Source organism: Paenibacillus sp. 598K (genome assembly GCF_003851045.1).
In the GTDB taxonomy this organism is placed as follows: domain Bacteria; phylum Bacillota; class Bacilli; order Paenibacillales; family Paenibacillaceae; genus Paenibacillus_D.
This window is the reverse complement of the sequence record NZ_BFBX01000175.1, coordinates 1-12,212: the sequence shown is the minus strand read 5'-3', so window position 1 is coordinate 12,212 and position 12,212 is coordinate 1. Positions and strand designations below refer to the sequence as shown.

Sequence of the window (12,212 nt, the reverse complement as noted above, 5' to 3'; positions counted from 1 at the left end):
AGAGCGCGCAAAAGATACGCCCGCCAGGCGTATCTTTTGCGCGCTCTCGTTCGTTATACTGGTAGTAGAACTTGGGTGAGAAGGAGTGAAGCATCGTGGAGACGCGACAAGCAACGCCAGGCTCTCGGACGACGAGCCAGACGATAAGCTGCGGCGAAGAGCTGCGGGCGAGGCTGCACCGCTACTGTCTGTCGCTGACGCAATCGGGCGCGGATGCCGAGGATCTGATGCAGGAGACGCTGCTGCGGGCAGAGCGGCGACGGCAGCTGCGCGGCGACCATGCCAATCCCGAAGCGCTGCTGCTGCGGATGGCCAAGAACCTCTGGATCGACGGCTTGCGGCGGTCGGTCGTCTATCGCCAGATCCTCGCGGAGCAGGCGCAGCAGCAGGAGCGGCAGCTTGAGGCCCCAGTCGAGGCGTCAACGGAGCGGATGGCGGCCGCCTTCCATGCGCTGCTGCGCGAGCTGTCGCCGCAGCAGCGCGTCGTGCTGTTGATGCGCGAGGTGTTCGGCTACTCGGCTGCGGAGTGTGCGACGTATATGGAGACGACGGAAGGGGCGGTCAAGTCGCTGCTGTATCGGGCCAGGCAAGCGCTCCTGCGAGTCAGGACAGACGGAGCGGCGGAGCTGGAGCACGCGATTGGCCAGCTTGAGCCAGAGCAGACGATGCGGATCGACGAGCTGGTGCAGGCGTATGTGACGGGCGATATCGAGCGCGTGTTGCGTCTGGCTGGCGAGGCCCCGGCCTCCTACGAGGCTGTCGATGCGGTCGCCAGCTTCCGTATGAGCGGCGGGATGCAGGGCGCCGGTCAACCAACTATGGGCTGGCAGGGTGTGCAGATGTGGCTAGCGTCGTAGCGATATTAGTGTTTGACGATCCGTATCCTAGATGTCGTTGTGGACGGTTCCACTGGATGCGCCCAATTAGCCGCTGACCATTGCTCAGATCAATGCGCAAGACACTCTCGACACCACGTTTAACGTGGCATCATGAGAGTGTCTTTTCGTATGCTCGCTTGCGCCGCCCGTAGATCCAATGACCGACGGTCTTCTGACCGAGCAGCAGGGGAAAAGGCCGCGAAAGAGCGGCGAAAGAGCCCCGGAGCGGGCTTTCAGACGCCATCCAGACACTTTGTCGCTCGGCTCAGTACAGTGCTCCAAGGCCTGGATTCAATGACGTCAAGGCCAAGCCTCTTGCAGGTGTCCGCGATCCAATGGCTATAGGCGATACTTACCTCGGCTCTGCCAGATTGCAACTCGCCGCCTTCTCTTGCTGCATAATTTTGCGCGATTTGCTGTTGCTCGGATTCAAGGACAAAGATAAATTTCACCTGAGGGTTATCGAATGCGGCAGCCAGCTCGGGATGGATAAAGTCGCCTTCAATAATGACGGGCAAGTGATCTTCGATATGTCTGTCAACAAGCGCTTTCAATACGGGGGCCATTTCTTTGCCGACATCAATCAGCCATTTTACTGTGCCGTCAACGCCAGCGTATTTCTCGTCCTCACCCGTCTCCCAATAATGAATGACGGGAAATTGCTCCTTTGTGGTCACTGTTTTGACGGAGAGGTGGATATCGTCTACCTCCAGCACATTTACGCCATAATATCGAGCCAGCTCATAAGCTACACTGGATTTGCCGATTCCTGATGCACCGCCGATAAATAGGACCGTCCAGTTGCGATTGATAGTCATTTGGTTTACTCCTTACTGCTGGTCAGTTCACCAGCATCGTCTCGCTCGTGGCGGGCCGCTGCCACCAGCTGTCGCAACTCCCTGTAGATCTCGGTTATCTCCGCGAGCGGCATCCGGACGAGACCACTCGAGGAAGGAGCGACGAAGTCCGTGACGCCAGGGACGATAGACGGCTCCTGTACGCCCCACGGGATCGGTCGCCGGTCGGTCAGTTGCTCATAGACGCCTTTGCCTACGTAGCAGACGAGAGGCGGGCGATAATGGCTCAGCTTCTGACGGAGCAGTCGCGCGCCCTCTCGGTACTCCTGCTTGGTAATCTCCGCCGCTGTCCGCGTCGGGCGCGCGACGATGTTGGTGAAGCCGTAGCCATAGTCGGTCAGCAGCTCGCTATCCTGATCGGGATGGTAGCGGCGCTCCGTCAGCCCCGACTCGTGCAGTAGCTTCCAGAATCGATTATGCGGATTGGCATAGTGATGACCGCTCTCGCCAGAGCGCAAGCTCGGGTTGAAGCCGACGAACAGGAGGTTCATGTGCTCCGACAGGTGGTCCGGTATCGCATTTCGCATCGTTAGCGCCTCCCTTTCGTTCCTGCCTCCATTATACGACAAGTCCCGCCTTCCTCGCATTCGAGCAGTAGCTCTCCATGCTTCATTTTTCGTTTCTTTCGGATTCGCTCTACTAGGCAGTGTCAGGTTTGTTGTGTTACTATATGCTCAAAACGTGACACGAATTAGAGGGATGTACGGTTGAACACGCGCGACGAACCCCAAATGAAGCTGATCCTCCCCCTATTGGTGGCAGCCTGTCTGCTCACGGTCGTACTGGCGATCGGCATCGGGCCGGTATCGGTCCATCCGCTCACGGTCGCCAAGATCGTCCTCGGCAAGGTGTCCTTCCTGGAGGCTTACATCCCTGTCGATTGGACCCGACTGGATGAGAATATCGTCTGGACGCTGCGTCTGCCGAGAGTGCTGCTGGGGATGATCGTCGGCGCTTCGCTGGCCGTGACCGGCGTCGCCATGCAGGCGCTGGTGCGCAATGCGCTGGCAGATCCGTTCCTGCTCGGCGTGTCCTCCGGCGCGGCGGCTGCGGCGACGCTAGGGATGCTGTTTGGCGTCTTTGCCTTCCTTGGTCGCTATGCGCTGCCGCTCAGCGCCTTCCTGGGGGCAGCGGCGACGATCACGATCGTCTATGCGATCTCGCGGGTCAAGGGCAAGATTCATATTACGCAGCTGCTGCTCTCCGGCGTCGTCGCCGCGCTCATCATGGACGCGATCACCAATATTATTACGCTGAGCGCGCCCAATGCGCTCGGTCTGCACAACGCCGCCTTCTGGATGTCGGGCAGTCTCGCCGGCGCCCAGTGGGGATATCTGACTGTGCCGCTGATCGTCATGGTCTGCTGCATGACCGCGCTGCTGCTGCTCTATCGTTCGCTCAATGCGCTGCTGCTCGGCGACGAGACGGCAGGGACGCTTGGCTTTAACGTCGGGCGCCTGCAAAAGCTGCTCGTCCTGATCGCCTCGCTGCTCGCCGGCGTGACGATCGCGATGAGCGGCGCGATCGGCTTCGTCGGCTTGATGGTGCCGCATCTGACGCGTATCCTGGTCGGCTCCAACCACAAGCATGTCCTGCCGGTGAGCGCCCTGCTCGGCGGTCTGCTGGTCGTCTGGACAGACGTCGCTGCGCGGATGGTCATCGCCCCGCAGGAGCTGCCGATCGGTCTGCTTACGTCGTTGATCGGCGGGCCGTTTTTCATCTGGTTGTTGAAGCGTCGGACCAAGGGCTGAGAGGAGTGCACACATGACATTGCAAGTGGACGAGCTGAGTTATGCCTATGAAGCGACGCCGATCATCGACAGCATCCGGCTGCACGTGCAGCGGGGGGAGCTCGTGGGCATCCTCGGTCCCAACGGCAGCGGCAAATCGACCGTACTGAAAAATATATACCGGGCGCTAAAGCCGGACACCGGCGCGATCCGTCTCGATGACGAGGATGTGCTGACGATGAGCAGCAAAAAGACGGCGCTGAAGATGGGCGTCGTCGGACAGGAGAACACCGTGCCGTTTGACTTCCAGGTGGAGGATATCGTCGCGATGGGCCGCAGTCCGCACAAGCGGCTGTTCCAAGGCGACAGTCCGGACGACAGGCGTATCGTCGCCGAGGCGCTCCGGCGGACCGGCATGGCGGACAAGGCGGGGCGCGACTTTAGCGACCTCTCGGGCGGGGAGCGGCAGCGGGTGCTGCTCGCCCGCGCGCTGGCGCAGCAGACGGAGCTGCTGATCATGGACGAGCCGACCAACCATCTGGACATCTACTATCAGCTCCAGATGTTCGACTTGATCCGGGAGCTCGGCATCACCGCTCTGGCGGCGATCCATGACCTCAATCTGGCTGCGCTCTACTGCGACCGCATCTACATGCTGTATGAAGGTAGACTGGTTGCGTCTGGCACGCCGGAGGACGTGCTGACGCCGGAACGTATCCGGGAGGTGTACGGCATACAGGCCGAGATAGCCAGACATCCGGCGACCGACCGGCTGACGATAGCCTATGTGCCCGCAAGCTTACATGTACGGAGGAGAGAGACGAGATGAAGAGACAGCGATGGATAGGGACGGGAGTGGCAGTCTTGCTGCTGGCAGGAGCGCTGGTCGGCTGCGGCGGTACGGGAGCTGAGGGTGAGGCAGGCGATACCAGCGGGGCGGCCGGGTCGAATCTCCCGGCAAGTCCGACCAGTCCGACGAGCGATCCGCCGGATGCGGAGTCGCAGGCAGGAGCGGCGGCATACACCCCCGTCACGCTGGACAACTACGGTCGCGAGGTTACCGTGACGGCCCGACCGACCCAGGTGCTGACGCTGGGGCCCAATGCGACAGAGCTGTTCGTGGCGCTTGGCTTGACCGATTACGTCATCGGCAACAGTCTGGACAATCATAGTCGCGGCGCGCTGCCGGAGTACGAGGAGGCCTATGCCCGCATCCCCGAGCTGACCTACGGCTCGGCGACCCGCGAGGCGGTCGTCACGAGCGGAGCGGACTTCATCTACGGCATCGACTGGGAGTTCGGCAGCGAAGGCTTGAACGTCGAGGAGCTGGAGCGGCTCGGCATGTCCGTCTACATGAACAGCGCGGCTACGCTCGAGCAGATGTACGGCGAGATCCGCGACCTCGGCCGTATCTTCGCGATCGAAGCCGAGGCCGAGGCGTTCATCGCCGACCAGGATGCGCGATTGGCGGCTGTGCAGGAGCGAGTGGCGAGCAGCGACCCGGTCGACGTGCTCGTCTACGACAGTGGCGGCGAGGGCGTCTTCACGGCGGGCGGCACCAACTTCGAGTCGTTGCTGATCGGGTATGCCGGCGGCCGCAATGTCTTCGATGACATCACGGACAAGCAGTGGACGACGGTCAGCTACGAGGAAGTGCTGAAGCGCGACCCCGACGTCATCGTCATCCACGACTACGACGCGCCGTCGCTTGCGCAGAAGATCGCCGACATCAAGAGCCATCCGGCGCTCTCCGAGCTGGAGGCGGTCCGCAACGAGCGGTTCGTGGCCATCTCGCTGGAGAGCGTGCTGCCCGGCGGCCGGATGGCGTATGCGGTCGAGACGCTGGCAGCCGGGTTCCACCCTGACGTATCTCCATGAGCAAGCGGCGACGCCAAAAGCCAAAAAGCCAAGAAGCCAAGAAGCCAAGCGGCCTGCTCCGCTTGACTTCTTGGCTTTTTTTGATGTCCGACCACTCTCAGGCTACCCTATGTCAGGGCGTTACTTAAGCGGAATCGTCATTTCCAGTTGCTTGACGTAATGCTTGATGAGGTTGCCGTTTTCGTCAAGCTCGAATTGGCGCGAGCCATCCTTTTTGAGGACCGGCACAAACGGCTTCACTACAATGCCGGTTGCGTCTTTGGAAGGCGCTTCGATGACGAAATCATAGTAGAATTGCTCGTTGGCGTTCAACTCGTCGGTGCCTCTGCCGGTCAGTCTCTCCAAGGTGTTGCCTTGATCGTCTACAAAATCAAAGAGCAGCTCGCGATGCTTCTCCAAGTCAGCCGAGTAGTTCGGCAAGATCAACTGCAGGCGAGTGGACGTAGCGGTGTGCACGGCCTGGCTTGCGGTCAGCTTCACGTTGCCGAAGGTTTTGGTCAGGCCCGGCTTGACGACGACGGCTTTGGCTGTCGACCGCTGCAGCGGGATGCTCACCTGTTGCGGTTGTTTTTGACCTTCGAGATAGATATCTGCCCGCAGTTGAAGCTTGTCCGTGAAGGCTGGCAGGTTGCCGCCCAGCAGTGAAGCGTCGGTCATGCGGATGATCGCGGCGTCTTTGCCGTCTGCCATCCAGGACAGGCTGGGCTTCGATGGCATCTTTTCGTTGCCGTATTCATGGATCGCTTTGCCGTTGATATACATCACGATCCTTGTGATCGAGTTTTTGTCAACGACGTACTCCCCACTCTTTTGATCGAACGCGCCGCCGACCAGGTGGCCTTCGCCGGTTCCTCCGGTGCGTTGAAGCTTGATGCTGATGTGATTGCCGTCATAAAACGCCTCGGCCACTTGCAGCGAAGCCGCTTGTTGGACGCTATGGGCGGCTGGCGTGCTCGGACTGGCAGCGTGGGCGGATCCGAGCAGCGCGCTTCCTGCGATTATCGTGGCCATTGCAAATGTGCTCATTACAGCAAAAGGTTTTTTCATAGTAAGTACCCTCCAAAAATAGTAGTTATAAATAGAGTTATGGTGTGTATAGCTGGGTTAGCTGCTCTAGATCTAACGGAATCTCAACCTCCAGCTCCGGGATATAGCGCTTGACGAGCTCTCCCTCCGGTCCGGTCCGGTACGTGCCGTCCGGCTCTACGATCGGTCTAAAAGCTTTGAGCGTCAGATGCTCAGAGGCGTGCGGAAGACGGTCAAACAACAATTCATCGTCGCTCCCCCCCAAGCCAGCCCCGTCATGGACGCCAAGTCCGCCTATCGCCGTCAGTATGCTGTCCTGCTCATCCCACAGCTCGAATCTGATCGGGGCATCGTCGGTGTCCAAGCCTTCGATACGAGTCTGCAACGAGGTCGTAAGCGGGCTGAAGGTCAGCTGCCGGAGCTGAAGCCGGTAGCCGTTCCATTCTCTGGTCTCGTCGATGGACATGCGCACCGTCTCTGTATTGACGTGCACGGGAGCTTGCAGGACGAAGGGGTCATCGACGCCTTCGATCTTGAAGCTGCCGCTCCAGTCAAATGATTCGCCAAGCCGCAGCCCCTGCTCTTCCAGCCAGCCGTAGTTATGCAGCTCCAGCACGATCGTATCCGGACTCGCAGTCGGCTTCATCATCAGGCCGGGGCGCTGGTTCATAGCATAGTCATGGACGGGGATGTCGTCGATCCGGATATCCATCTCGGATATCGCGCCGATCGGATAGGTCGTGACGCTGCCCGACACGTCTTGCACGGTGTGTGAATCCAACAGTCCTCCCTCGAATCCGGCCCCGTCTCGACTGACGAGCAGGGAGAGACGCGTGCCGTCATAAGCAATCTCGGAGACGCTTAGCGTGACGCCGTCTTGGGTGACGCTAGCGTTTGACTTCCAGGCCAGGCCGCGTTGCTCGGCCGTCTGCAATCCCAGATCGCCCGCCAGCTGATAGAAGCTGCTGATGATCGGCACGTTTTTGAGCGAAGCTGCCATGACCGGCGAGACGTAGGCGCTGCCGATGACTCCGATGAGGAGGGCTGCCGCCGTAGCCGCTCCCCATGCACCGCGTCCGTGACGGCGGCGGGATACCGGCGCCGGGGCCGGCAGTTCGGCCAGTGAAGCATACACCTGGTCCTGACGTTGCCGGATCAGCTCCGGCACCTCGTCTTGGGAGGAGCGGCCTAGCTGTTGCAGTTCTTGCTCCAGATCATAAGGTTTCATAAGCGATGTTCGCCTCCTTCGCACATGTGACTCGATCTGCCAGGATACCACGCGCCCGGTGAAGGCGAGCCTTGACGGCGCCTTCCGTGATGTCCAGCACCGCGGCGATCTGTTTGATGGATAGATCCTGAAAGTAGAACAGATGAATGGCGACGCGAAGGGTGTCCTCTAGTTGGTCCACCGCTTCCCTCAGATCGAATTTGCGGCTGTCCGCATAATAATCGGCTGCTGCCGACGTCTCGGGCAGCTCTGCCATCACAACGGTCCGCTGTCGGCCGCGCAGCAGGGTGTTGCATTCATTGATCAGAATGCGGATTAGCCAGGTTTTAAAAAATTGCGGTTTTTGCAATGTCGACAAAGCTTTATATGCTTTCAGGGTCGTCTCCTGAATCGCATCTGCACAATCTTCATCGCGTCTTACGATGGACTTGGCCAAGCCGTACAATTCGGATTCGAGCCTGCGCAAGAGCCGGATGAATGCTTCCCGGTCGCCTTGCTGTGCCCGCTTGACTTCAAGCGCCATGTTCTGCACGATCTTCAACTCCTTTTGAGGGCCCTCTACACATTAGATGGTCCTGTCCATCGAAAAGTTATACGGTTTGCCGAATAACTTATTTTCCTAGTGAATAAACGGGGGCGTCTCTCCTTGGATAGGACAACGGAGAGGGCTCGTCAAACCCGTCCGCATAATTGGTCAAGTCCCCTCATAGACATGTTATCAGCCTGTTAAAACAATGTGCAGAGGGGATGATCTTCATGCGTCGCATCACATGGATCGCAGCCATCATCGTGAGCTTCTCGGTGTTCCTGGCCGGCTGCGGCACGAAAGATGCCGGATCGGTCGTAAAAGATTTGGACAAAGTCGTCAATTCGTTGGAAAGCTACCAGGGCAGCGGCACGATGACGCTGCATACCGGTCAGGAGCCGCTGACGTATCAAGTGGACGTCTCCTATCAGAAGCCCAAGTATTACCGGATCGCCCTGACCAATCCGGAGAAGGATATTACGCAGATCGTATTGCGCAATGACGACGGCGTGTTCGTCCTGACGCCGCATCTGAACAAAAGCTTCCGCTTCCAGTCCGACTGGCCGGACAACCAGGGCCAGGTCTACCTGTACCAGACGCTGGTGCAGAGCATCCTCGTCGATAACTCGCGGCAGTTCGTGGCGGAGGAAGACAACTACGTCTTCGACGTCGGGGCGAACTATCAGAACGGCTCGCTGGCCCGTCAGAAAATCTGGCTCAGCAAGGACGGCTACAAGCCGCAGCAGGTGCAAGTGAGCGACGCCAACAACACGGTTATGGTGGAAGTGAAGTTCAACAGCTTCGAGTTCGACAAAAAGTTCGACAGCGACGCCTTCGACATGAAGAAAAACATGGGGCCGGGAGCCGCTGAGCAAAAGCCGACCGAAGCCGAGCCGGGCCACGACGGGTCGGAGCATACCCCGGATAAACTGACGGTAGAGGAACCAGGCGGCGACAGTGGCAATGCTGCTGGAGAAGACGCCAAAAACGGCGAGAACGCGAACAGCAGCGAAAATGGCGCAGAAACCGAAGGCTCCGACAATGCGAAACAAGATGAGGAGACAGACGCCACCTCGGGCGCTGCTGCCCAGACCTTTGTGCCGATGGAGGCGAGCTACATGCCGGATGGCGTCGCGCTGCTCGATATGCGCGATATCAAGCTCGGCGGCAACCAGGGCATCATGATGCGCTTCACTGGCTCGTATGACTACACGCTTATCCAGGCGCTTCAAAAGGATCGCGCTGTCGCGCTGGTGCCGGGCGACAACATCGATCTCGGCCATACGATCGGTCTGCTGACCGGCGACGAGCCGCGCACCCTGACCTGGACATACGACGGTATGGAGTACCGACTCTCCAGCGCCAACCTGCCGGAGTCGGAGATGATCAAGATCTCCCAATCGGTGCTGGCGATGACGAAGTAACGGCTGTCCACTGCTAACGCGCGACCGCCCCTTGACCCTTGTGGTCCGGGGGCGTTTTTCTTATAGAGGAACAAAACGCCAGAAATTCACATGATTTAGCGCATTGACACTGTCAGGTGAAGGGTATAACATAATTCTTATTGGTTACTGTGAAGCGGACTGCGGTCTGCGATCGTACAAGGAATGGATGTCATGGCAATGTTTTCTCCGCCTGCTGCGGAGAAGGCGCTTGCTTTTGCATGGCCGGGAAGAAGGTGTCTTATTGTGAGTTTGTATTACCGTCCGACGATCGCCGAGATTTCGCTGGACGCGCTCGGTCATAATATCGCTGCCTTTCGTCGTCATATGCCGACAGGCACGCTGCTGATGGCCTCCGTCAAGGCTAACGCTTACGGTCACGGAGCAGCCGGGATTGCCCGGGAGGCGCTTGCATGCGGCGTTGACTATCTGGGCGTTGCATTCCTCGACGAAGCGTTGCAGCTGCGGCGGAAGGGGATACGAGGACCGATCCTAGTGCTCGGCTATGTACCGCCTGAGGGACTAGAAATTGCACGCGAGCAAGAGATTACGATTGCACTGTTCCGCGAGGATATCCTCGCGGCGATCGCCATGCTCCCTGCCAGCGCCCAGCGGCTCAAGGTGCACATCAAACTGGACACCGGCATGGGACGTCTGGGCTTGCTGCCTGAGCAGGACTGGCGCGGCTTCATCCGGCGGGTGTTGGCAACGTCTGGCGTCGAGGTGGAGGGGGTCTTCACCCACTTCGCCCGGGCCGACGAGCGGGACAAGAGCTATACTCGACTGCAGCACGATCGCTTCGTAGAGGCGGCGGAATATGCTCGCGCCCAAGGCGTGCCGATCATCCACTCGGGCAATAGCGCTACCGGCATCGATACGCCGGACTGGGCGGGCGGCATGCTGCGTCTGGGCATCAGCATGTACGGCCTCTATCCGTCAGGCGAGGTGGAGGGCAGCAGCCTAGCGCTGCAGCCGGTGCTCCGTCTGAAGACGCAGACCGTCATGGTCAAGTCGGCGCCGCCCGACTGGGGGATCAGCTACGGCACGAGGTATGTGACGAGCGGCCGCGAGTGGATCGGCACGCTGCCGATCGGCTATGCCGATGGCTACAGCCGCATGCTCACCGGCAAGGCCGAGGCGCTGCTGCGGGGGCAGCGCGTGCCGATCCTGGGCACGATCTGCATGGATCAGTGCATGATCGCCATCCCCGGCGATGTCGCCGAGCCCGGCGAGGAGGTCGTGCTGATCGGCCGACAGGGCGACGAGACGATCTCTGCCGAGGAGATCGCGGATCATCTCGGGACGATCAACTACGAGGTGACTTGTATGCTGGCGGATCGGGTGCCGCGCGTATACGTCAAGGATGGGCAGCATGTGGCAGATAATCGGCTGCTTGGATGAAGCGCCAGGACAGCAGACGACAATTTATTTTCGTACGCATAGAGGATTTTGGCTCCCTCGTCTCGAATAGATAGAGCAGCCAACGAATACATCGCAGAACATACAGCGTGTACATCATATTTGCTGTACGTCAGGCATAGATATGATTATGTATATTTCGCTCCGTTTATCGCAATAATGGGAATAGGTTTTCTTTGGAAATGTTTTGGGGGTGCGGACTTGGTGGTCAATATGCAGAATACGAAGCGAATTATGATCAGCTTACCAAATCATCTGTTGCAGGAAGTGGACGGGATTGTGGCGCGCGAGAATTCGAACCGCAGTGAGTTTATCCGCCAGGCGATGAGGTTATATCTTATCGAACGCAAAAAACGCCAAATTCGGGAGTCCATGCAACGTGGCTATCTTGAAATGGCCAAGATCAACCTCAACATGGCCTCGGAGGCTTTTTTGGTGGAGGAAGAGGCCGAGAGCATGCTCGGTCGTCTCGTAAGCGGGGTGTAGAGTTTGATCGTAAAGCGCGGTGATGTGTTCTTTGCAGATTTGTCGCCTGTTGTAGGCTCGGAGCAGGGCGGTGTACGTCCTGTCCTGGTGATCCAGAACGATATCGGCAATCGCTTCAGTCCGACGGTGATCGTAGCCGCGATCACGGCGCAGATCCAGAAGGCGAAGCTGCCGACGCATGTCGAGATCGATGCGGCTACGCATGAGTTTGACCGCGACTCGGTTATTCTGCTAGAGCAGATCCGTACGATCGATAAGCAGCGGCTCACCGACAAGATTACCCATCTTGACGATGGGACGATGCTCAAGGTGAACGAAGCGCTGCAGATCAGCGTAGGGCTGATTGATTTTTAAGGATGGGCCGGCATATGTACTCCTGTGGGGAGCGCATATGCCGGCCTGTTTGCAATAGCAAGGAAGGGGCTGTCCCAAAAGTCATGTTAAATGACTTAGGACAGCCCCGTTGTCTTGTGGATCACGCAGCAACGGTTCAAGACGTGATCGTTGTTCGATTGTCGCAGAGCCGTCATCACAGGCGGAGGCTCCGAACAGCCGTTGTTACTGTAACGTCCACCACGGCGCTTATTTCACGTTTTTTGGGTGCGTGGGTAACGTAACGCTCGCCCTGGCGCTTATTTTCACAAAAGTGCCTGTTTGGGCGCTATTTTTCCCAAATAAGCGCCGTGGCAAGCGTTAGCCTGCGATACCTTGCCTTTTCGGCCAAATAAGGCCGAGGGCGAGC

Annotated in this window: 13 protein-coding genes; 8 read left to right on the top strand and 5 right to left on the bottom strand. The window is 58.8% G+C overall.

From position 1 onward, the window contains the following. Positions 1 to 95 precede the first annotated feature (95 nt). Positions 96 to 857 carry an RNA polymerase sigma factor gene (locus tag PA598K_RS33505; protein ID WP_185602389.1) on the top strand — a complete coding sequence of 254 codons (762 nt, stop codon included), beginning with the start codon at positions 96 to 98 and terminating at the stop codon, positions 855 to 857. Between the two features lie 254 nt (positions 858 to 1,111). Here the strand turns inward: PA598K_RS33505 and PA598K_RS33500 are convergent, their stop codons facing one another. Both PA598K_RS33500 and PA598K_RS33495 read right to left on the bottom strand, forming a co-directional pair. Then, the gene (locus PA598K_RS33500) at positions 1,112 to 1,696 is read right to left on the bottom strand and encodes a hypothetical protein (protein WP_128661085.1); all 585 of its coding nucleotides are present in this window, start codon (positions 1,694 to 1,696) and stop codon (positions 1,112 to 1,114) included. Positions 1,697 to 1,701: 5 nt separating this feature from the next. After that, positions 1,702 to 2,262, bottom strand: a complete 561-nt coding sequence (locus PA598K_RS33495; protein ID WP_128661084.1) for a mismatch-specific DNA-glycosylase — start codon at positions 2,260 to 2,262, stop codon at positions 1,702 to 1,704. Positions 2,263 to 2,442: 180 nt separating this feature from the next. Between PA598K_RS33495 and PA598K_RS33490 the strand changes: the two genes are divergently transcribed. The 3 genes from PA598K_RS33490 to PA598K_RS33480 are packed head-to-tail and all read left to right on the top strand — an operon-like array spanning position 2,443 to position 5,343. Next, entirely contained in the window at positions 2,443 to 3,486 is a 1,044-nt protein-coding gene (locus PA598K_RS33490) for a FecCD family ABC transporter permease (RefSeq protein ID WP_260405745.1), read from the top strand. A gap of 13 nt (positions 3,487 to 3,499) precedes the next feature. Further along, positions 3,500 to 4,294, top strand: coding sequence for an ABC transporter ATP-binding protein (locus PA598K_RS33485; protein ID WP_128661083.1), 795 nt, complete (start codon positions 3,500 to 3,502; stop codon positions 4,292 to 4,294). Then, entirely contained in the window at positions 4,291 to 5,343 is a 1,053-nt protein-coding gene (locus PA598K_RS33480; RefSeq protein ID WP_128661082.1) for an ABC transporter substrate-binding protein, read from the top strand. The genes PA598K_RS33485 and PA598K_RS33480 overlap by 4 nt, the downstream gene beginning before the upstream one ends. A gap of 120 nt (positions 5,344 to 5,463) precedes the next feature. On the opposite strand, the gene PA598K_RS33475 is transcribed toward PA598K_RS33480, so the two are convergent. Genes PA598K_RS33475 through PA598K_RS33465 form a run of 3 tightly spaced genes read right to left on the bottom strand, consistent with a single transcriptional unit; the run spans position 5,464 to position 8,120 of the window. After that, on the bottom strand, positions 5,464 to 6,390 hold the full coding sequence (locus PA598K_RS33475) for a DUF5643 domain-containing protein (RefSeq protein ID WP_185602388.1): 927 nt from the start codon (positions 6,388 to 6,390) through the stop codon (positions 5,464 to 5,466). 37 nt (positions 6,391 to 6,427) lie between these two features. Beyond that, complete coding sequence (locus tag PA598K_RS33470; protein WP_128661080.1) at positions 6,428 to 7,597, bottom strand: DUF4179 domain-containing protein; 1,170 nt, start codon at positions 7,595 to 7,597, stop codon at positions 6,428 to 6,430. Further along, complete coding sequence (locus PA598K_RS33465; RefSeq protein ID WP_128661087.1) at positions 7,584 to 8,120, bottom strand: sigma-70 family RNA polymerase sigma factor; 537 nt, start codon at positions 8,118 to 8,120, stop codon at positions 7,584 to 7,586. Before PA598K_RS33465 ends, PA598K_RS33470 begins: the two co-directional genes overlap by 14 nt. Positions 8,121 to 8,353: 233 nt before the next feature. Here PA598K_RS33465 and PA598K_RS33460 point away from each other — a divergent pair, with 233 nt between their 5' ends. From PA598K_RS33460 to PA598K_RS33445, 4 genes are all read left to right on the top strand, one after another. Beyond that, entirely contained in the window at positions 8,354 to 9,547 is a 1,194-nt protein-coding gene (locus PA598K_RS33460) for a LolA family protein (RefSeq protein WP_128661079.1), read from the top strand. Positions 9,548 to 9,811: 264 nt separating this feature from the next. Further along, complete coding sequence (gene alr, locus PA598K_RS33455) at positions 9,812 to 10,966, top strand: alanine racemase (RefSeq protein ID WP_128661078.1); 1,155 nt, start codon at positions 9,812 to 9,814, stop codon at positions 10,964 to 10,966. Between the two features lie 222 nt (positions 10,967 to 11,188). Then, on the top strand, positions 11,189 to 11,470 hold the full coding sequence (locus PA598K_RS33450; protein WP_026297411.1) for a CopG family ribbon-helix-helix protein: 282 nt from the start codon (positions 11,189 to 11,191) through the stop codon (positions 11,468 to 11,470). A gap of 3 nt (positions 11,471 to 11,473) precedes the next feature. Next, positions 11,474 to 11,824, top strand: coding sequence for a type II toxin-antitoxin system PemK/MazF family toxin (locus PA598K_RS33445; protein WP_128661077.1), 351 nt, complete (start codon positions 11,474 to 11,476; stop codon positions 11,822 to 11,824). Positions 11,825 to 12,212 lie beyond the last annotated feature (388 nt).

Bases quoted from the DNA above. Each gene is read 5' to 3' on its own strand.
- PA598K_RS33500 (WP_128661085.1), bottom strand. From the start codon at position 1,696: ATGACTATCAATCGCAACTGGACGGTCCTATTTATCGGCGGTGCATCA.
- PA598K_RS33495 (WP_128661084.1), bottom strand. From the start codon at position 2,262: ATGCGAAATGCGATACCGGACCACCTGTCGGAGCACATGAACCTCCTG.
- PA598K_RS33475 (WP_185602388.1), bottom strand. From the start codon at position 6,390: ATGAAAAAACCTTTTGCTGTAATGAGCACATTTGCAATGGCCACGATA.
- PA598K_RS33470 (WP_128661080.1), bottom strand. From the start codon at position 7,597: ATGAAACCTTATGATCTGGAGCAAGAACTGCAACAGCTAGGCCGCTCC.
- PA598K_RS33460 (WP_128661079.1), top strand. From the start codon at position 8,354: ATGCGTCGCATCACATGGATCGCAGCCATCATCGTGAGCTTCTCGGTG.
- PA598K_RS33485 (WP_128661083.1), top strand. From the start codon at position 3,500: ATGACATTGCAAGTGGACGAGCTGAGTTATGCCTATGAAGCGACGCCG.
- PA598K_RS33465 (WP_128661087.1), bottom strand. From the start codon at position 8,120: ATGGCGCTTGAAGTCAAGCGGGCACAGCAAGGCGACCGGGAAGCATTC.
- PA598K_RS33480 (WP_128661082.1), top strand. From the start codon at position 4,291: ATGAAGAGACAGCGATGGATAGGGACGGGAGTGGCAGTCTTGCTGCTG.